This window comes from Paenibacillus solisilvae, from assembly GCF_042656405.1.
GTDB lineage: Bacteria > Bacillota > Bacilli > Paenibacillales > Paenibacillaceae > Paenibacillus_Z > Paenibacillus_Z solisilvae.
Window position 1 is genome coordinate 98,354 of sequence record NZ_JBHSOW010000028.1, and the last position, 20,881, is coordinate 119,234.

The window sequence follows — 20,881 nt, forward strand, 5'->3', positions numbered from 1 at the left end:
TCCCCTCTACTTTCATGCTTTACGTTACACTATATATGGAACCGGGATGCTGTTCAATCTTCCGTTTTATAGTTAAATTTATCAGAACTGCGTGTAAAAGTCCAAACGGAAACGCGGAAAGCTCATGCAGCTCGTCTGTAGAGCGCGGTGCATCCTGCAGGAATTCGTAAATGATTGCTTCATCTTTGGTCATAATAGCTTCTTCAGATGATAGGGTTTTCATAATCTTGTTTGAATTCTCAGTCTTCTTCGGGAGCAAGTTGCTGTATTCCTCCAGAATATCCTGAACGGATGAAATGAGCTTGGCTCCTTGACGGATTAGATCATTCGTCCCTGTACTTTTCGGCGAAGAAATCTGTCCTGGGACTGCAAACACATCCCGCGACATTTCCAGTGCTTGATCCGCTGTAATAAGCGATCCGCTCCGCTGGGCCGCCTCAACAACTACTGTGCCAAGAGATAACCCTGCAATGATCCGGTTCCGCTGAGGAAACAGCCCCGGGTGAAATGGTGTTCCAAGCGGATATTCCGATACAATCAATCCACGTTTCACAATCTCCTGATACAAAGCACGGTGTTCCTTGGGATATACCGTATCAACAGGCGTTCCAAGTACGGCAATTGTACTTCCTCTGCCTCGCAGCGCACCTTCATGCGCTGTTCCATCGATTCCTCTTGCCAAGCCGCTGACTACAGTAAGTCCATTGGCAGACAATTGCTCTCCTAGATCTGAAGCTGTTCTGCGGCCGTAGGCCGTCGGAACTCTCGTTCCTACAATAGCTACACAAGGTCGATGTAGAAGTTCTATTTGGCCTATCGTATACAAAACCCAAGGATGCTGTGCGGATTGCTTTAAAAGCTCAGGATATTCCTTATCAAACGGCGTTATAACCGTAATGCCGAGTTCTTCCATTCGCTTGTTTCTATGTTCAATATTTTGACGGTTAAATGCTTCCTTTAAAGATTGAGCTTGTTCCGGACGCAGTCCGACAGATGAGATCCAGGCTTCTGGCGTAAACCGCTCATAACTATGCCATGCACCGAATTGCACTGCTTTACGAATCGTTTGCCAACCAATACCTGGTGTTTCATGCAGCGTGATTAAAATTTCTTTTTGCATTGCTTCATTATTATGCATCTTCGTTCATCGTCCCTTCTTGGATGGAACGACCCGCATTCTTACCCTATTGTGCGCGAGGTAGAATCAGAATGCAAGTCGGCCGCTGTTTGAAAACAAAAAAAGCAACCTTTCGTAACCGCTTCAAGCGATTAAACGAAAGGTTGCTTACCTTCTGTACCTGCTGTATGTTTGTAAAAAACTTAGTGTGTTTTACACTTCTCAAGTAAACCGCGCTCTTCAAGGACACTCACAAGCGTCGAGCCCATTTCCGAAGGGGTTGGTGCCACTTTGATACCGCATTTCTCAAGCGTTGCTACTTTCTCAGCTGCAGTTCCTTTACCGCCCGAGATAATAGCTCCGGCATGTCCCATACGTTTTCCTGGTGGTGCTGTTGCACCGCCAATGAAGCCTACAACCGGCTTCGTCATGTTTGCTTTAACCCACTCTGCCGCTTCTTCTTCCGCGGAACCGCCGATTTCACCAATCATGATGACAGCGTACGTATCTGGGTCATCATTGAAACGGCTAAGAATGTCGATGAATTCGGAGCCTTTCACCGGGTCTCCGCCAATACCAACTGCGGAGGATTGACCGATACCGCGAGTTGTAAGCTGGTGAACAGCCTCATAAGTCAATGTTCCGCTTCGGGAAACAACGCCTACATGGCCTTTCGTGTGAATGTAACCAGGCATAATACCAATTTTACATTCGCCTGGCGTAATAACACCTGGACAGTTCGGTCCGATCAGAACCGTTTTACGTCCTTCCATGTAGCGTTTTACTTTCACCATGTCAAGAACAGGAATACCTTCTGTAATACAGATGACAAGATCCAGCTCAGCATCTACCGCTTCAAGGATTGAATCAGCTGCAAAAGCAGGCGGTACATAGATTACAGATGCAGTCGCACCTGTTTTGGCAACAGCATCTACAACAGTATTGAATACCGGAAGAGATACGACTGTACCGTTCTCAAGTGTGATATCAACGTTTGTTCCGCCTTTGCCCGGCGTTACGCCGCCGACCATTTGCGTCCCGTAATCGAGAGCGCCCTTCGCATGAAACAAACCTGTAGCACCTGTAATACCTTGTGTAATAACTTTTGTATCTTTGCCTACCAAAATGCTCACCCTAATCTCACATCCCCTAAATAAATTCGTAAACCGCTGTGCTATGATGTAATGAAATGGATTACTTCACTAGCTCGACGATTTTTTGTGCACCGTCGGCCATGGAGTCAGCAGCCACGATGTTTAGTCCTGATTCGTTCAACATTTTTTTGCCGATCTCTACGTTTGTACCTTCAAGTCGAACAACGAGCGGGCGGCTTAAGCCAAGCTCTTTGGCAGCTGCAATAACACCGTCAGCAATGATATCACATTTCATGATACCGCCGAAAATGTTAACGAAGATCCCTTTTACTTTTTCGTCGGAGAGAATGATTTTGAAAGCTTCAGTAACTTTCTCCTTCGTTGCACCGCCCCCTACATCTAGGAAGTTAGCCGGGTCTCCGCCGTAATATTTGATAATATCCATCGTTGCCATAGCTAGACCAGCGCCGTTAACCATACAACCGATGTTGCCGTCGAGGGCGATGTAGCTAAGGTCATACTTGGATGCTTGAATTTCTTTTTCATCCTCTTCATCCAAATCACGAAGCTCTTGAATGTCTTTATGACGATAAAGAGCATTGGAATCGAAGTTAAGCTTAGCGTCAAGAGCCATAACATTGCCATCGCCTGTTACAACCAGCGGATTGATCTCTGCAATAGAGCAGTCTTTATCCACAAATGCCGTGTACAGAGCGAGCATAAACTTAGCTGCTTTGTTCACAAGCTCGTTAGGAATATTGATCGCATAAGCAAGCTTCTTCGCTTGGAAAGCTTGAAGGCCGATTGCTGGATCGATAACCTCTTTGAAAATTTTCTCTGGTGAGTGCTCGGCAACTTCTTCAATCTCCGTGCCGCCCTCTTCAGATGCCATCATGACAACACGGCCAGTGCCGCGGTCAACAACGACGCCGATGTAGTACTCTTTCTTGATATCACAGCCTTGCTCAATCAGAAGACGTTTAACTTCTTTGCCTTCTGGGCCTGTTTGGTGAGTGACAAGCACTTTACCGAGAATCTCGCTCGCATATGTGCGCACCTCGTCCAAACTTTTCGCAACTTTAACGCCACCCGCTTTACCACGGCCACCTGCGTGGATTTGCGCTTTTACAACGACTACCGGTGTTCCAAGCTCTTTAGCCGCTTCCACCGCTTCGTCAACAGAGAATGCCACTTTACCCTCAGGTACAACGACACCATACTGTTTAAGTAACTGTTTACCTTGATACTCATGGATATTCATTAAGAAAATCCTCCTATCCGCAGTCAAATCCTACGTATGTACACAAAACACCCTAGCTATTGTAACACGTTTCAACATGGCTTTCCTATTTTTTTCATCAAAATATGTCATCTTTTTTGATATTAGTTTCATCTCAAATTGAGATGGAACATCGTGGATTTACACGATATTTGGATTCATTCCTAGCTATGAACAATATGGTTGAAGGTTTCTCAATCATTTTGCACCCTAATTAGTATAGCCAATGCAAAGTAAAAACTTGCATAGGAACACTTGTTCGTGTTAAATTAAAATCAACCTTTTACTAAGGAGTGTATCTTCATGTTATCCGTCATAGAGAAGATCCAATCGTTTAAAACTTTTATTCCTTTTCTGCATTCTCTGCGCGAGGTTCTGCCGATATATGGAAGGCACCTTTAGAGCTTGGTAAATGGTCAGTAAGCGATGTTATCGCTCACATTCTATTGTGGGATACATACTTTGAACAAGAAGCGATTTCCAAGATAGCTAAGGCTGAAGCATTAACATTAACTAACCTTGAATTTCCCTTCAATCAGAACGCGGTTCTGTATGCTCGTGCTCATCGTCAGCAAGTGATTCTCGATCAGGCTGTTGCAGTGAGAGAGCGGATCATAGATTATCTTGAGAAGCTATCCAATGAAGCCCGTTCACAAGTCTACCTTGATGGAGAAGGACATCCTTTTACTGTTCAACACTATCTGGACGATTTCATAGAGCATGATAATCATCATCGTTCTCAGATCGAACGTCTGCTTGCTTCATAAGCATTCTATACAATAAGCACTTTGGACAAAGAATACATATGTTGACAGGTATTCATGTCTATATTATGATTCGCACATAAGCAGCACTTGATACGGACCCGTGAGGAAGCACCTTCATCCGATTACAATGGAGGTGTTTTTTGTTTTATGTACAGTAACCTGTGTAGTGGAAGTGTTTACGGTGTCGAAGGAAGATTAATCACCGTTGAAGTCGATATCTCAAACGGATTACCTCAAGTTAACGTAGTAGGCCTGCCCGATCCTGCGGTGAGGGAATCCATTGAACGAGTCAGAGCTGCAGTGAAGAACTGCAGTTTCAAATTCCCTATGGAGCGAATTACTGTCAATTTAGCGCCTGCAGATCTGCGCAAGGAAGGCACAGCCTTCGACTTAGCTATTGCTGCCGGGATCTTAACCGCCAGTTCACAGATGGGTGCAGAAGCATTCATCGGCATGCTGGTGCTCGGAGAATTAGCGCTGAATGGGGAGGTGCGGCCAGTCCCTGGCGTTTTGGCAATGGTAGAACAGGCCAAATTAAACGGAATGCGCCGCGTGCTCCTGCCTCGGGCCAATGCGGCTGAAGCTGCTTGCATTGAAGAAATGGAGCTGTTTGCAATCTCACACTTACGTGAATTCTTTGATTTTAGCATGCTGAAGGAACCGAGTTGGTCCTCTTTGCGCTTTTCATCTGACAAGCCGATGATGTCGGATCATACGATGAATGAATCAGAGAAGCAATTCGAGCAGGGGGACTACGGGGATGTGCTTGGGCAGCATCATGCCAAACGAGCACTGCTTATCGCAGCGGTGGGCCAACATAACGTCCTCGTTTTATGAAACATTGTCAAGCAAAGGAATATCAAAAGAAAAGACTCTGTTATTCATGATTTTTGATTTCTGACCAAAAGAAAAAACCGCCCGAACATTAGGCGATTAATTCTGAACTATCGTTCTCGTTAGCGTAGTGTATCGTAGGCATGTCCACCTGACTCAGCTTCTCTGAAAAGCTATTATTGATCACCGTAATATCCTGACAAATAAGCATTCATTTCATCTATATATTTGTTCTTCAAGGGAAATCCACTTTTACAGAGATCAAGCAGCTTCTCTTTAAGTCTTTCGCTTTCTATCATGTAGCTACATATGTACTCGAACTTGTCTGTTTCGATAGGTAGTGCATCAACATTTAAATCCTTATACAAATGATATAATTCTGAAAATACTCCCAGAGTTATTCCAACTGTTTCATCGTATGGCAATTCGGCTGGAATTCCTTTTAGGTTATCTCTTTCAAAAAATTGCTTAAAAGTACTCAGAGGTAAATTAAAATCGATTTGCATATAACCATCAAATGAATAGTTTTCTTCATTTCTTTCCTTCGATAAGTGATTATACTTTCTATCTAATATGTCTTCGTAAGTTAACTTCGTGAGGTTTAATTCTTCATGATTTATTTCACTATAAATCTTCCAGGTGTCATCATGTGAGTTAATCCCTGCATCATCAATTACAATTTCACCTTTATCCTTCTCGATATCTAATCTTAAGTGCATTGAATATGCTACAATATCCTTCTCAAAATCAATCTTCTCAGGTTTATATTTATTACTTAATTCTTGGTATTTCTTCGGCTTAAGCAACTTATAGATATGTTCAATAAAAATAAATTTATCACTACTTACGCGATAACTTTGAATTCCACATAGTGTGTTTATTGCTCTTGCCAAATATAATTTTGAATAATAATTCGTTATCTCTATCCAATGAAGTGCTCCTGAACGATACAGATTCTTCGCTGCTAGATAGTTATAAAAGGACTTATAAAATGCAAATATGGATTCATGTAACAATGTCACTCGTAATAACCTAATATCTTCATGGTCTAATGGAATAATAATTTTCTTGCCGTCAAAATGCTCATTAAAAAACACTTCATCCTTCTTGAAGCTTTCAAACATCATCTTTGGAAAGTGCCATTCTCTGGGGCGAGGGACACCCTTTCTAAACAACCTATAATCGGTATCCTTATAATAATCAATTAATAAATCCCTGAATGTCTGCATGCTTGCACTCCTTTGTTTACGGAAATTTCAGCTAACGTTCTGTTATTCATGACGGTCAACCACCTAAAAGAGCAAAACGAATGGCCACAATGCGGTTGGGTGGTGAGGGCGTTCGTTTGATTACACCCACGGCACTTAGAATATACAATAATTCCATTTTGTTCCACTATATTGCCTGTTAGCTTAAAGATCAACAACTTAAGTTTAGCATTGCCAAAAGAAAAAGACGCCCAAGTTCGCGTCTAAATCCTCATGATGTCGTCGAAGATATTCAATTCATAAGTTATTACCGGATTGGTCTTTGACGATAACCGCTTTTCCTTCTTCGTTATATACGGGACAGTTTCCGAAGTTATTACGAATTTAGAAATAAGGTCAAGGATTTCCTCACGGCTGTACTCATCCTTAACAGTAAGGGCGTCCAACTTTGCTATCTTCGATTCCAGTACTTCAATCTCTTTTATAATATCTTCGTTAGTCCGTGCCAAGGCGTTTATCTGTGATTGTATTGCTTCTTTCTTAGCGTCTATGTCCCGCTTCAACTCGTCAAAAAGTGATTCCTTAACCTGACCTTTAACGACTAAGCGTACTAATGTAGCTTCTTCATTATCCAATTCCGCCATTTCCACGGTCTTAGCGTTCAATTCCTCCACGGCTGGCGCGTCAATGCGATTCTGTAACGCTTCAATTTGAGAACGGAAGGCGTTAATCTGTTTATCTTTCTGCGATGCAAATACCGCTATAAGCCCATTAGTCGCTATGTCGTCAAGCTGTGCGTTAATTGCCGATTCTTGGACGTTGATATTATCGCAATGCTTCGTACCTTTTGTCTTTTTCGTTGAGCAGTTATAAAAAGCCCGCCCTTGGTCAAGATTTCGGGTGTACGAGCTGCCACATTTACCGCAAAATATTTTACCGGCGAGGTCGCTAACACCTTTATGAATGCCTTTTTGATTAACGTAGTTTACCTTACCTGAGCGAATGGCGTTACACTTGTCAAAGAGTTCTTTGCTTATGATAACGGGGACACGGTTCTCGAATACTTGCCACTCATCGGAATCCTTAACCTTTGGCGTGATTTTGTTAAAAACGGTGCCTGTGTTGTATTTGTTACGCACCAACGTACCATAGTATTTTTCATTGGATAACATACGTTTAATGAATGACGGCACAAACGGTTTACCTTGACGAGACCTAATACCGTTTTCCTCTAGGTAATTCATAATGCGGCGTATACCTAAGCCCTCGGCGTACATTTCAAACACTTTGCGAACTACCGTCGCTTCTTCCTCAACGATGGTCAATTCACGCGTATCTTTACTGTATTGGTATCCCCAAATTTTATTATTCGTATAGATCACACCTTTCCGTGCTGATTCTGCAAGACCAAACCGCGTTTTAGCACTCTTGTCGATGCTTTCCTGTTGGCTAAAGTTAAGGAATAGATTAAGCATAAATTCTTTATCAATGCTATCAAATTTCAAGTTTATATCCAAGAAATAAACATGTACGCCCATTTTCAGTAGTTCGCGCAATACATCAATGACTAACACGTTACGGGCTAAACGGCTCGTTCCTTTCACGTGTATTTGTTGAAATTGTGGCTCTCTGTGTGACGCGGTGAAAACGGACTTATTATTATTGATTTTCGTTTCATCAAGCCCCGCGTCGTAGAGCATTCGGGAAAACTCTTCACGACGATTAAGTGAGGTGCCAGTAATTCCACGGTCAGCGTATACGCGATAAAGCGTAAGGTCTTTACTCTTGGAAATCTCACGCTCAAAGTAGCTACGTTGATTCTTAAATGACGTTTCTTGTTCTTCGCTGCCAGTTGATACACGACAATACGCTGCTACCATTATTTTATTTTGTTTGCTTACTGATGGAAATTCGTTTGTGGATACAGCCACCCTTACACTTCCTTTACCGTGATAATGTTTCCATAATTAAATTGGTAACATTATCATTGTTTAGCGTCAATAGGTTGCTCCGTCATTTCTCGCGATCCATCGGAATAGACGATAATTATATAAATGTGCGTCGAGGACTTAATGCGGTATTCAAGCGATATAGTACGGTTACCCTGTGCATTCTTGATGATCGTTGTTGCCATGATGTTCACTCCCCTTTGTTGTGTTAGGCTTTCTGAAAGGGATGTCGTAACGGACAACCGATTTTCACAATACCTTCACTGACTTAAGGAAAGATGGGCACTATTTTCACAACGGGCAACAAAAATAGCCCCCCCTATTATTCAGGAATGGCAGTTCTTGGTTCACAAAGATTCTTCTTACAAACACAGCCTTACTCAAGTTTAATGAAATTATTTAAGTTATTAAGAAACAATTATACTGATGTAGAATGGAATGGAATGATATAATAGATTTGGTAGTTACATCCATAAATATCGGAGGGAGTTTGAAATGCTCAAACCTGATCGATCTATACAACGTTTCTTAATCTCAACCCCAAGTCGTTTAGTCGGGGAGTATATTTCTGACGATTTAATCATAACCCATTCGTGGCAAACAAATCCTCTCATTGAAACAACGATGGAGAACCCTTTCTCCCGAAGCTACTACATGATTTCGTTTAATACACCCGATCCAAGTTATGAGGAAAAGGAAGTCATCGTTTATCCAAAAATTTCTCCGGAACCCCTGCTAGTCTTTTTAAGCGTACTTTTCGGTAAACAGTTTGATTACCATGGGCCATTTGAAACATATGGCACTTTTCATGTACCAAATCTAGTAAGTAATGAAGTAACCAGACATTATAAAATTGGATTTGTTAACCACAGTCCCAGGGCAAACTACAGTATTGCCCTCAACCTTGAACATTTTAAAATCATGCAACCCCTGTTTATTAAAGATTCGGGAGTAGATGAGAAAATATATTCTATTTTTCTCGCTGCCGGTAAGTCCTATCTCCAGGCTATTCAAAGATACGAAAAACAGCCGGATAGCGCGTTTTTAGATCTCATCACATGCGGGGAGATTTTGTCTAACTACTTCGATTATCCCGATGAGGTCATGTTTGATGAAAATTTATTAAAACAATTCTCGACTATAGAGCAAACTGTTGAAGGTGGGGAAGCGATTGTCAAAAATATAAAGAGTAGATTATTTCAAGTTTCTAGGCGCTTTAGACATACCATACTTAATTTGTTGACACCCGAATTTTTCACCAATTCAGAGGTGACTGCAGACGACTACACATTTGCTGCACTAGATGAGGAACATATTGTGAAGAGAATTAACGGTGCTTACCAATTGCGTAGTTCGTACGTTCATACAGGAAGACGCTTTGGTCTAGAGATTATGAATGAAAACTGGGAACGCCAATTTGGTAAATATAGAGTAAAAGGATCAGAAAATGAAAAAAGGTTCATCAAAGCACTTAATGACACTCCGACATTTAAGGGTTTGGAGCGTTTAATGCGATATGTCCTTTTGCGCTTTCTGATTACAAACCACGTAATTACTATACCTCCAGAACCAGCTGTTACAGATGAATAACAAAAATCTCTGGTCTAAGCTGTTACAGATGAACAACCTAAATAGAAGCCCGACAGAACTGGTTATTGTGATCATGGTCACTGCTTCAGGATTGCACCAAAGAATCGCTCGCTTCTGTTTGGTGAAACAACACAACTTAAGTTTGTCCAGTCGATCAGACAACCGACATTGAGGCTGCCCCAGTTTGATATGATGTCGCGGTGGGTTTAATCTAGCTCACCTTTTTTAATTTTGGTTTTTTTCTTAACTTTTCAGAAAATGTCAATTGATGATTCCCCCCCGGATCTCCAACGATTCAGTAGCTTTTTTCCTACCACCGCACCTTCATAGTAAGGCAAAAAATGTTCCCTAAATGAACTTTTCACGGACTGGGGGGTATGGAAAAACGCATCAAAAAACCCCTTTTCCAATGACGGATCAGGGGTGAAACATTACTTATACCATCCTGTTTCTTCTGTACGAGAGCCGATCCAGTTCATGTTTACGAGGGTTTGAAGGTCATTGACAACTCCATGAACACATTCGGATTTCACTACCTCAACAGTTCTCTCAGTATGGTCAATCGATGCACCCTCTCCTGCCTTGAACAGGATGATGGTTAACTTCCCTTTGAACTTCCATGAGCCACGAATGGTCATGTGGTAGCTGTCATTGATTACCTGCTTGATATAATACTCCGATCCATCGGACATGATCTCATAGACAGGTTCATCGTAATTGGTATGCCAGTTTAGGTTGCGTACAAGGTGTTTCAGGTGTTGGTTCGGTTGTTTCATGAGTTGTCTCCTCCTTGGATGTTGGGGTGTTACCTGCTTGTTACCACGTTGTTACCAATTCTGTTACCTCTGTATGTCAGGTCGCTCTAGTGTGTTACCAATGTTACCTGTTTCTCGGAAATCTGTGTTCCCAAGATATATAAAAGGATAAACAACTACATTTCTATTACTAATACTTTTATAATTTATAGGTAACAACGGTTACACCTTAGAGTACCAACACTTTCAGAGGTTACAGATTAAGTAACACTAGGGTAACAGTTAGGTAACAATTATAATGCTGTTGCTCCCTGTTTTAATTGGTATGCCTTGGCTACCTTGCCGTGAACACGAACGGTTGCAACCTCTAGTCCACGCACCTTTTCGAGTGTTTCCTTAAGCATCTTCTTGCTGTGGAGCGTCAGTCCATTCTCGTTCACCCATATCTCATACATGTCATATATCTCTGGAGGACGCATTCCCACAAAATGATCATTGGTGTACCCCTCGATGAACTCCAGTACATTGTTGTTGTCGGCGTGGTACTCCTTGTTATGATCTGCGACGACATCGGGAATGGTGATCTCGGCAGTAGCGTACAACTCTTGGTACATTTCTACGATCAGCTTGACCCAGTATTCCTTGGCTTCCTGCGTTGTCAGCTTTGATATAAATCGTGGGTCTTTCTTGGTCACCTTGCTGAACATTGGCATCCAAACTACACGCCGTTGGTACGATTCACCCTTCTCAAAGGTCTTCAATGCATGGTTGGATGTGAAGATCATTGATGTGGTCAATACAGCATCCTTGGACTGTTTGAACAGCATGCGAGTAGCCACATAGTCACACGTTGCCACGTTCTTCAGACGCTTCATCTGTTCGTGGTCAATCGGTTGATCCTGTATGTCATCCCCAAGATTGAACAGCTTCCCTTGTAGTCCCACAAAATAGCGTTCATCCGCGATCTCCTCAATGGAGTTGGATGCACAATTCTCGTCACCGAACAACATACGAATGATGGTCAGGAGTGTACCCTTACCGTTGCCACCGTCACCGATCAGGACAAAGAACTTGGCGATTTGACGCTTAACCTCGGGGTTCGTGATCAGACCGTGTGCCATCATTTGAAGAATCAATTTGATGTACCCGTGATCTCCCCCTGACAAGTGGGTCAAGTATTCGTCTACGGCACTTACAACCTCGGCATCCTCGTTGTACTCAACATTTACGTAATACGGTGTAAACTCGGAGGAATCGAGGTGATAAAACTTGCCATTGCGTAGAATCCCATTTTTGAACTTGATGTCCCAACCCTCTAGTGGCTGTGGTGTATTGCGTGTACGCTTGGTCAATTGGCGAATGACCTCTTCGACATAATAGGTTTTTTTGTCGGGCAACTCCTCGTAAATCTCCTGCTCAATCTCCTCGGATACATAGCGTGTACCGTTGTACGAATACAATCGATCGTTGTACTTGACAACCTTCAATTTACGCTTCAGACCATCTGCAACCTGTGGCTCTTGATTCTCACCCGCGTTGATCTTTTCATCACGAATGACCGTCAGAAACTCATCCTCCTCCATTGGAGCAGCGAAGATATTTTCGTTGATGAAACGCAGAATCTTCTTGTGATCCTTGAGCGACATAATCTTGAACTTGTGGGAGTGTAGCTTCTGATTCCGTCCGTCACCCTCGTCCAGTCCGTTCATATCTTCCGAGCCTGTGTTACCCTTGAAGAAGTCGGGTAACTCTTCACGAACACCCATATTGTCGATCTGACGAATAGTACCATCACGTTTGATTGTCACGCCGTTGGGACGCTGTTTGACCGTGAATGACTCCACCTTGAACCCAAGTGGGCAAAAGAAATCTGCCTTGTTCCTATAGCCCTTTGGCAACTTGTAATATAGGTGGCATCCCCGACTCGTCCAAACGATCTGAGTCTTGATATCGAATGTTGTGATCAGCTTCTCAATTGTTTTTTTTGGTAAACCGTCAATGTCGATCACGATCTCGTCATTCTTGAGTAAGTATCCGCAATCCTGGAACGATTCGTGGTACTCGGATTGGTCAGCGGTGGGTGATGCGTGTTTCTCTCTTGCTTTGAACTCGATGAACATTATTTTTCAACTCCTCTTTGATATTTTTGTACGCGTCGGGTCGGTGTTGACCTTTCAAAAAATACATTTCGGCAGTGAGAACCCGGCACATTCACCCGGAACTTTCCTTCTCCCCCCTTTCTCTAGTTATTTGTTCTCACACTGTGTCTACCGTTGCGAGAATCCAAAACTCACAAATGATTTTGCAAAAAGTTTCGATCACACACCTTAAGGAAAGATCGAGACGTTTTTCACAATGGATATGTCGTATCGCCCTGACGTTTTTCACAATGGAGATATCGTATCGCCCTTTCGATACTAAGGAATGAAAGCCGAGGGAATTCACAGCCGGGAATGCAAAAAATCCCTTGTCCAACATGCGGAAAGGGATTTGTTGCTTTTTTTCATTGTTTATAACTTTTTGCAACCGAAACGTAACTATCTCAAACTTTCAGCACATCGCTAATAATGACTGCTTCGACTTAATCATGTCCACTTCGGTTCTTGCTTCAGCATCCTCAGTGAACAAGAAATTTTTACTGACATAAGTAAGACTGAGTACAGCAATCCAATCATTCGGATCGGTTCCATACGTTTTTACCGGACCGACGAATTTTGACTGTGGCACCTTTGAGAAGCAGCACCATTTAGTTTCTTTGATTGTCAATCCCGTTATTCGGAAGCGGCTCGTTTGCTAATTGGAATGTTGCTCTCTAGCACTTTTTTGGCGTACTCGAGACCAGATATAAACTCCTTGTGCTCTTGCCCACTATCTTTGAAATTATTTATCTCAAGCTGAAGCTGTTTGACTAGAATCGCTAAAACTCCACCAATTAGTTCATCGTAGCTTCCTCTTGGCTTCATAGTGGAAGTTTTAATGTTCCAACCGTACCTTTTAGCTGTTACTTTCTTACTGTCTATGTCCCAAATAAGTGCAATCAAGCTATCAGCAATTAACTCCTCAATGAATAACTCTATAAGCTCATCTTCGGTTACTTCTTCCCACGGCTTCAGATTCCCCTCGGATTTTTGTAGGAGAAACATATCGTAGTACGGAGTATTTCTTTGTTTGGTCATGTGTCATTACCCTCCTGTTGTTGTACCTAATACGACTTTTAAATTATGCAGGACATCGAGACCCCCGCTGTGGTCAGCGTCAGGATATATTGAAATCTGCACTTCCATGTCATCGACCTCCCAGTTGCTTCAGATAATCAACACCACCACCACCGGTCTTCATTTTTTCCCTGCGCAATTAATATATCATCACCGGCAGCTGTCTTTATTTAGGTCGGTCGATGTCCTGTACCAGGATGTTTTAAAGTCCAATGTGTGCCACGCATCCGAACGGCCCGTCTCAGTGTGATCGATCTATATTCTCCGAATCATCTGGCTTAATTCATAACCTCCACTTACCTCCTTTTCCTTTTAACCAAAAATCGAGACGCAAAAAAGGCTTATTCTACTTCCCAAACATCAAAGTCCATGCCAAATAGGCATATGAAGTAGGAATATAACCCACTCTTTCCTAGTTGCAATCCACTCATTACCTTGTTAATATGACTTCACAACCAAATACGAGACAGACAAATGAAACATCCTCCGGCGATCCAAATATTCCTACCGGAAAGTCCATATCATGCATATGGTTAGCATGGTAGTACTTGGTATTTGGTAAAAGGCTGCAAAGTACCCCCGTGACAAAGGCAATACGGGGATAGCGTACCAGTGAAATGGTACATGAGAGGGTTAATGTGGCTTAGAGTCACAATCAAGTAGTAACTTCCGCTGTTGAGATTTCATTCTACCCACGCTTTTCACGTGCTTTTAACTTCCGATGAAGTGTCATTCGCGATATGCCGACCTCGTCAGCTATCTGTTGCGTAGTCATTCCGCCTTTATCGTATAAATAGAATGCATACTCCACTTTGCTCTCGCTCGTTTCTCTGCGACCTCCTAAACGGCCTTGCGCTGCTGCAACTGCGAGCCCTTCCTTCGTCCGTTCGCTAATTATATCCCGTTCAAATTGTGCGAGTCCGGCGAACATCGTAAACATGAGTTTACCGTGGGCTGTTGTTGTGTCGAGCCATGATTCCTTTAGGCTGCGGAGATTCGCCCCGACCCTTCCTATCTGTTCGACTATCTCAATTAGGTCCTTCGTGGAGCGGGACAGCCTCGATAGGTCCGTTATGATAACGGTGTCCCCTTCACGTAACATTTCGAGCATACGATTAAGCTCCGGCCGTTCTCGTTTGGTTCCGGTGACTTTCTCGAAATAGATGCGGTCGCATCCAGAAGCATCCTTAAACTGCTGCTCTTGACGGTCGAGGTTTTGGTCGATAGTTGAAACGCGCATGTATCCAAAGATCATTATATAACGACTCCCTTCGCTGTTACTTCGATTGTAACATAAACGGTTATGTGTAGGAAGTGTTACAAATATGATTTGTTACAGGTTTTTGTTACAGTGAAAGCCGCATAAACCGGGACCACAGGAGAAGCATTATTTTGAGTAACATATACGGTCGAATTTGTTACACTGTAGGATTCGACTGTCCCCCCGTGATTTTGAATTACCCTCCCGGCAGGAGAACCCCGAAACGGCTTCAGTAATGTATTATTTTTAAATATACAACGGACACAATTACAGGTAAAATATAGAAATCATCAATAGTGAACGATTATTAGAAAAGAGGCTTTTAGAATGAATAATGAAAACAATGTAAATAGTATCGAGATATTGTATAAAGCTCTGGAGGATACCCAAAACACGATTCGTTTTACGGATACAAAAGCTGGTGGAGTTCTTGTTTTATCAGGTGTTTTGGCCGCGTTTTTATCAACAATCAGTAAAGATTATCTAAAATATTTAAAAAATTTGCTTGATCTCAGCAATACTCACCACTGGGGAAATTTCTTTCATTTCATATCTTTGTTAATTTTCTCCGCTGCTTCAGTTTTACTAATTACTGCAGTTTACTTGGCCTTAAAATCAATATCACCGAAAAGCGGGCCTATTGATAGTATTCAGTATGACATGCCCAGTAGAGTACCTAATTTGTTTTATTTATTCGAACTTTCCCCAGCAGTCAATATTCTGAATGTGTTTACTGACAAAGCGGGATATTTTAAACTGCGGGATAAGACATCCATGCTTTTAACCGCCGTGAATGGACTTTCCAAAGAGGATATTAAGACCTTACTGATTTTTGAATTGCAAAAGGTTTCATACATACGAGAACTTAAGATGCAACGTGTAAAAAGATCTATCCACTTGTTGTTGTGGTCCTGTTTCAGCTTTCTTGTATTAGGGATATTCTCATCAGTCATATACTTATACAGTTAACATGCATAAAGCATATAAATTTAGTGAACTACGATGACACAACCTGATTTGTCATCCTTTATAGGAACACAGTAAGCTGATAATACTAACAGCATTATATCTTAGATGTGTCATAGTTAATTTCGGCCGACATTTTTCTCTATTCAAACCTCGTAAGAACATAACCGTCCCCTTGACTTTTAAATCGTATAGGACCTCCTTTAGTCGAAGGCCAGTCATCTTTTACCTTTTTACTTACTAAGACGTTATCATTAGCAGAATCGCAAAGCTTTGCTGCAGTATTAACACAGTTACCGAAAGCCTTTACATCAAATGTTCTATTAGTTCCGACCTTCGTCACAATCACATCACCATGATCGATACCCACACCACAAGTTAGAGGCCATGGAATATCATTCTCGGAGAGGATAGGATTAATAACTTGTTTAATAACTGTCAACAAATCTCGTCCACATGAACCTGCTCTTTGCATCGCATATACCCGGGCCACTCCGGAATTTTTACCGCCAAAAAATGCCATCACTCCATCACCAGCAAAATCCATTGTGAATCCCCCGTAATACTCAATCACATGTGAAACGGCAGGAAAATATGCGTGTAATGTCATAAATGTGTTTGCCGGGCCTATCGTTTGAGCTCGCTTGGTAGATCCACGTATATCAATAAATAGTACTGTAAAATTATCCTCTATATAATCCCCAAATTCCATCAAGCGGGCTTCATAGCCTGGTACTACATCCGAAATAGCATCAGTGGCTTCTGCTAGGTTTTGAAAACTTTTATGCATTATTACATTACGTTTTGCACGATTAAAATGATCCAACGCAATTTTTCTAACTGTTTCTAATTGAATAGCCAAATAATATCCACCTTTATTTACAATTTTTTTTATACCAAGCTTCCATTTCTATATTCACAACATCACCATGGTAGCAAGAACGGCTGTAATTCCGTTGTAGAAGTGCCTTGTTATTATCGTTTAAATTTGATTGGAAAACATCCGATATCATAATAGGACTGTCTTGACTTGTTTTATTACCATAACTACATAATTTAGCTGTTTCGTTAATTACATCCCCCATCCATACTACATCATTTATTCCACTGCCATTGTACCCTGCTTTTATCATAAGCGCTCGCCCGTAATGTAGACCTATTCCTATTTTTATAGCATCGTAGTTTTTCTTTTGAATTTTATAATTTAATACCTTAATCAAACTATTTATTCCAGCTGCAGTACCAAACAGATTGTCAATATTACTTTTTAAAGGAGTATTAAAGACACCAAACACGCAATCCCCTTCAATATTTATCTCTTTGCAGTTTGTGTTGCCATTCATTATCGCAACCATTTCAGAAATATAACTGCGATATAATTTTGCAAGCTTTGGCCTATTATATTTATTAGGCAACTCACTAGAACTCCTTATATCAACATATAACGCAGAACAATTTGTATAAAACCCATTCGTAAATGTAAGCTTGTCTCTTGCTGGGATATCATCAACTTCCGAGTATGAGGAATCCGTGGTGTCAATAACTTCCTGTAAACGATCGTAACTTTTTAAATGGTCATAAATTCGGTAATTGCTCTCCAATTTGAAGTCCCCCAGAAATTTATCACGAATATGAAATAGTTATATTCTACCATAATATCATAAATAATTACCTGAAAAGAGAGAACATCCGAAAATCGGCTATATACTTTGTCAACTTCCTCAAGGACAATCTACCGCTCCTGAAAGCTAACGCCAAACTGGGCGAACTGGTTCATCACAACGCATTCCCTAAAGGGTACATCTAAAAAACAAAGAAAAGGACTTTGGAGTTATTATCCTCCTTTGTCCCTTTTTATGCGCCCATATTCGGTTATCCCCCAACACGGAGTGTCTTATTAGAGATCGTCCCAGTTAAGCAGATTGAAATGCTTCTTGTAATACGAATTGCATTAGCATTTCGCTGTCCTGTTTAGATTGTTCCACTGTTTTTTCAAGTTCATTGCACACTGCCATGTACTGAAAGACTTTTTCAACGATGCGTTTCTGTTCTTCAAGTGGTGGTAGTGGAAAAACTAATTTTGAAATTTCATTTGTGTTAATATTTTTCACACCTGAGGTTGTTCTAATTGGCACCTCGATCTGATTTCTTATTAGCTTCGAGTTAAAAGCCAGCAATAGATAATTAATACTAATAAAAGATTTTGCACATCTTAATCTAACTAAATATCCTGCATAAGAGAATCCGTAGGCATTAGATGAGATACGAGCAATTCTCCCTACAAGAGAAGAACTCCCATTTGAACGAATCATAAGTAAATCGTTTTCTTCTAATGCCAGTTCTTCACGTTCAGATTCAGAAAGGTCAGTATACTTTAAATCGGAAAAGTCAATTCCCCCATTCTTTATATTTGGTATGCGCAAAACTGGTGTATTTCCCGTTTCATACTGACATTTTTTCGATGTTCCATACTTAATTTCATGCAATATATCCTGAAACCTTACCCATTCCCATCCCTGTGGCAGCTCGTATAGAATCTTATCCTCTGCAATCTTAGGTAATGGTTTTTCCTTCTTAATCTTCTTATCATTAATCAATTGTTCTTTCTCAGCCTTAATCTTCTCCAACAATACACTTGCCGGTTCATCGTTCGGGTCTTGTGGAACAAGTTTACCCTGAACGGCTTCTTGCAGAATGGATTGACGTAAATTAGATAATAGTTCTCCCTTTAATTCCATTGAACTCTCTAGTTCATCACAACACAACGTTATATTATAATATTTATCAATATTTTCTAAAGTTTCTTTAAGAACAAAATCAGAATTAATTGTTCCATCTTTTTCACATTGATACAAAAAAGATGCAACTTGCTTTTGAATGTCAAGATCAGGAACAGGTAGGAGCGTATCTTTCACTACTTTCTGGCTTATATTTGGTTGCGCTCCACCAAAACTGCTTGCAATAAATTCTTGCCTTTTTTGTCGAAGAAACCAAAATAAATAATCATTATCAACCTCTCCATTTGGAAAAATAGCACAAACTGCTTGATTTGACGCAGCTTCAAAACCTATAATTCCTGTTTTCCCTACAGTAGCACCATATAAGGCCAAAACCAATGATCCTTTTGGGTATATCTTTGCTGAAGAATTTTTTAATCCTAAGTCGGAAATAAACTCTTCACAACTTGTAATTATTCCATCATTCAATTCACCTGACTTAATCCATGGAATATCCCCATTGTAATATTCGCTCATACTACGACTAGGAGTTCCTCCACTTGTAGAACCAGCAATATCACTTATCTTCTTAATAGTGCTGACTGAAAATAAATGATTAAACACTATCTTTGCTATTGCCACGGAAGTATCTGCCTTTTTATAAAACCGATATATACTCATAATTTATACATAACTCCTCAGTTTAAGTAAAAGTTCTTTAGTTTTATTGTTTGCTTCGAGGAGTCTTTCGACCAGTTCATCGGAAGTGAATGCTTCAGTAACATTGTCTTTCAATGGATTTTTCCAATCCAAATTGTAGTTCCGTTGCTTAATATCGTCTACGCTGACTTTCCATGCATACTCATTTTCAACCCGATCATTCCACCACTGTTTCTCAAGTTCAAACTCTTCCAGTCGCATCGGCTTTGTTTTAGTATAGTTCTTGTACCCCTCTGGCAGCGGATGCTCGAAATACCATAACTCCTCAGTCGGCTTACCCTTTTCAAAGAAAAGTAGGTTCGTATTAATCCCTGTATACGGAGCAAACACACCGTTAGGTAGACGGACAATCGTGTGTAAGTTGAACTCTTCCAGCAGCTTTTCTTTAATCGCTGTCTTCACACCTTCGCCAAACAAAAAGCCATCCGGCAATACAATTCCAGCCCTACCGCCATCTTTAAGTAAATACATCAATAGAACCATGAACAAGTCAGCAGTTTCTTTAGTACGGAACTTTTCAGGAAAGTTCATTTCAATTCCATCTTCTTCAATACCACCAAACGGTGGGTTTGTTACGATCACATCAACTTGATCGATGGGTCGATATTCGCGTACATTTTTCGAAAGTGAGTTGTCATGCTTTATTTTGGGCGCATCAATATCATGAAGGATCAGATTTGTCATCGCCAGCATATGTGGCAGAGGTTTCTTCTCAATGCCCATGATCGTTTCCTGTAAAACTTGGTTTGCTTCAATATTCTTGATTTGTTTTGTATTTTTAAAGTGCTCGATTATACTGGTCAAATAACCACCAGTACCACAAGCGAAGTCAAGAACTTTTTCTCCAAGTTTCGGATTAACCATATCGACTACAAATTGTGTAACTGGTCTTGGAGTATAGAATTCACCGGCATTACCAGCGTTCTGCAAATCCTTGAGAATATTCTCGTAGATATCATTGAACATATGGCGATCTTGCTGCGTGGTAAAATCAACTTCGTTCAGTTTATTGACCACTTGACGCATCAAAGTGCCTGATTTCATATAGTTGTAGGAATCTTCAAATACAGCTTTCACAATAAAAGCTTTTGGATCGCTGTATTCGTCTAGTTCCATTTCTTTTAATTGTTTAAACAATGTATTGTTGATGAAATCGAGAAGATCATCTCCTGTCATTCCTTCATCATTGACTGCCCAATCACGCCAGCGTAATCCATCTGCCACAATTGGTGTATAATCATCACGTATTAATTCCCATTCTTCTTCTTTCGCATCAAATACTTTTAGGAACACCATCCATACTAACTGAGAAATACGTTGAGCATCACCATCGACGCCTGCATCTTTACGCATTGTATCTTGAACAGTCTTTATTATTGCTGAAACCGACATTGTTGTTTATCCTCCCA

General features: G+C 41.0%; 19 protein-coding genes. 4 read left to right on the forward strand and 15 right to left on the reverse strand.

Annotation, left to right across the window (positions count from 1 at the left end; all coding sequences use genetic code 11):
- Window positions 1-19: 19 nt before the first annotated feature.
- The 3 genes from dprA to sucC all read right to left on the reverse strand — a co-directional run bounded on the left by dprA (window position 20) and on the right by sucC (window position 3,472).
- On the reverse strand, window positions 20-1,138 hold the full coding sequence (gene dprA, locus ACFPYJ_RS07655) for a DNA-processing protein DprA (protein WP_379187493.1): 1,119 nt from the start codon (window positions 1,136-1,138) through the stop codon (window positions 20-22).
- 182 nt (window positions 1,139-1,320) lie between these two features.
- Window positions 1,321-2,250: a succinate--CoA ligase subunit alpha gene (gene sucD, locus ACFPYJ_RS07660; protein ID WP_379187495.1), complete on the reverse strand. Its 930-nt coding sequence runs from the start codon at window positions 2,248-2,250 to the stop codon at window positions 1,321-1,323.
- Between the two features lie 61 nt (window positions 2,251-2,311).
- Window positions 2,312-3,472, reverse strand: coding sequence for an ADP-forming succinate--CoA ligase subunit beta (sucC, locus tag ACFPYJ_RS07665; RefSeq protein WP_379187496.1), 1,161 nt, complete (start codon window positions 3,470-3,472; stop codon window positions 2,312-2,314).
- 401 nt (window positions 3,473-3,873) lie between these two features.
- Between sucC and ACFPYJ_RS07670 the strand changes: the two genes are divergently transcribed.
- The gene (locus tag ACFPYJ_RS07670; RefSeq protein ID WP_379187571.1) at window positions 3,874-4,257 is read left to right on the forward strand and encodes a DinB family protein; all 384 of its coding nucleotides are present in this window, start codon (window positions 3,874-3,876) and stop codon (window positions 4,255-4,257) included.
- 147 nt (window positions 4,258-4,404) lie between these two features.
- Window positions 4,405-5,094 carry a magnesium chelatase domain-containing protein gene (locus ACFPYJ_RS07675; RefSeq protein ID WP_379187498.1) on the forward strand — a complete coding sequence of 230 codons (690 nt, stop codon included), beginning with the start codon at window positions 4,405-4,407 and terminating at the stop codon, window positions 5,092-5,094.
- A gap of 173 nt (window positions 5,095-5,267) precedes the next feature.
- On the opposite strand, the gene ACFPYJ_RS07680 is transcribed toward ACFPYJ_RS07675, so the two are convergent.
- The 3 genes from ACFPYJ_RS07680 to ACFPYJ_RS07690 form a co-directional block, all read right to left on the reverse strand.
- Window positions 5,268-6,320: a hypothetical protein gene (locus ACFPYJ_RS07680; protein WP_379187499.1), complete on the reverse strand. Its 1,053-nt coding sequence runs from the start codon at window positions 6,318-6,320 to the stop codon at window positions 5,268-5,270.
- A 242-nt stretch (window positions 6,321-6,562) separates the two neighbouring features.
- Window positions 6,563-8,230, reverse strand: coding sequence for a recombinase family protein (locus ACFPYJ_RS07685; protein WP_379187500.1), 1,668 nt, complete (start codon window positions 8,228-8,230; stop codon window positions 6,563-6,565).
- A 53-nt stretch (window positions 8,231-8,283) separates the two neighbouring features.
- Window positions 8,284-8,433, reverse strand: coding sequence for a hypothetical protein (locus tag ACFPYJ_RS07690; protein WP_379187501.1), 150 nt, complete (start codon window positions 8,431-8,433; stop codon window positions 8,284-8,286).
- 310 nt (window positions 8,434-8,743) lie between these two features.
- Here ACFPYJ_RS07690 and ACFPYJ_RS07695 point away from each other — a divergent pair, with 310 nt between their 5' ends.
- Entirely contained in the window at window positions 8,744-9,838 is a 1,095-nt protein-coding gene (locus ACFPYJ_RS07695) for a hypothetical protein (RefSeq protein WP_379187502.1), read from the forward strand.
- A gap of 431 nt (window positions 9,839-10,269) precedes the next feature.
- Here ACFPYJ_RS07695 and ACFPYJ_RS07700 read toward each other — a convergent pair whose 3' ends face one another.
- The 5 genes from ACFPYJ_RS07700 to ACFPYJ_RS07720 all read right to left on the reverse strand — a co-directional run bounded on the left by ACFPYJ_RS07700 (window position 10,270) and on the right by ACFPYJ_RS07720 (window position 15,063).
- Complete coding sequence (locus ACFPYJ_RS07700; RefSeq protein WP_379187503.1) at window positions 10,270-10,614, reverse strand: hypothetical protein; 345 nt, start codon at window positions 10,612-10,614, stop codon at window positions 10,270-10,272.
- A gap of 272 nt (window positions 10,615-10,886) precedes the next feature.
- Window positions 10,887-12,713: a phage/plasmid primase, P4 family gene (locus ACFPYJ_RS07705; protein WP_379187504.1), complete on the reverse strand. Its 1,827-nt coding sequence runs from the start codon at window positions 12,711-12,713 to the stop codon at window positions 10,887-10,889.
- 430 nt (window positions 12,714-13,143) lie between these two features.
- On the reverse strand, window positions 13,144-13,320 hold the full coding sequence (locus ACFPYJ_RS07710) for an MBL fold metallo-hydrolase (protein WP_379187505.1): 177 nt from the start codon (window positions 13,318-13,320) through the stop codon (window positions 13,144-13,146).
- A gap of 44 nt (window positions 13,321-13,364) precedes the next feature.
- Window positions 13,365-13,769 (reverse strand): hypothetical protein, encoded by a 405-nt coding sequence (locus ACFPYJ_RS07715; RefSeq protein ID WP_379187506.1) that lies wholly within the window; start codon window positions 13,767-13,769, stop codon window positions 13,365-13,367.
- Between the two features lie 727 nt (window positions 13,770-14,496).
- Complete coding sequence (locus tag ACFPYJ_RS07720) at window positions 14,497-15,063, reverse strand: recombinase family protein (RefSeq protein ID WP_379187507.1); 567 nt, start codon at window positions 15,061-15,063, stop codon at window positions 14,497-14,499.
- Between the two features lie 333 nt (window positions 15,064-15,396).
- On the opposite strand from ACFPYJ_RS07720, the gene ACFPYJ_RS07725 reads away from it, so the two are divergent.
- Window positions 15,397-16,038 carry a Pycsar system effector family protein gene (locus ACFPYJ_RS07725; RefSeq protein ID WP_379187508.1) on the forward strand — a complete coding sequence of 214 codons (642 nt, stop codon included), beginning with the start codon at window positions 15,397-15,399 and terminating at the stop codon, window positions 16,036-16,038.
- Window positions 16,039-16,177: 139 nt separating this feature from the next.
- Here the strand turns inward: ACFPYJ_RS07725 and ACFPYJ_RS07730 are convergent, their stop codons facing one another.
- From ACFPYJ_RS07730 to ACFPYJ_RS07745, 4 genes are all read right to left on the reverse strand, one after another.
- On the reverse strand, window positions 16,178-16,897 hold the full coding sequence (locus tag ACFPYJ_RS07730) for an adenylate/guanylate cyclase domain-containing protein (protein ID WP_379187509.1): 720 nt from the start codon (window positions 16,895-16,897) through the stop codon (window positions 16,178-16,180).
- Between the two features lie 13 nt (window positions 16,898-16,910).
- Window positions 16,911-17,636, reverse strand: a complete 726-nt coding sequence (locus ACFPYJ_RS07735; RefSeq protein ID WP_379187510.1) for an adenylate/guanylate cyclase domain-containing protein — start codon at window positions 17,634-17,636, stop codon at window positions 16,911-16,913.
- Window positions 17,637-17,948: 312 nt separating this feature from the next.
- Window positions 17,949-19,433 (reverse strand): restriction endonuclease subunit S, encoded by a 1,485-nt coding sequence (locus ACFPYJ_RS07740; RefSeq protein ID WP_379187511.1) that lies wholly within the window; start codon window positions 19,431-19,433, stop codon window positions 17,949-17,951.
- Window positions 19,434-19,436: 3 nt separating this feature from the next.
- Window positions 19,437-20,864, reverse strand: a complete 1,428-nt coding sequence (locus ACFPYJ_RS07745) for a class I SAM-dependent DNA methyltransferase (protein WP_379187512.1) — start codon at window positions 20,862-20,864, stop codon at window positions 19,437-19,439.
- Between the last annotated feature and the right edge of the window lie 17 nt (window positions 20,865-20,881).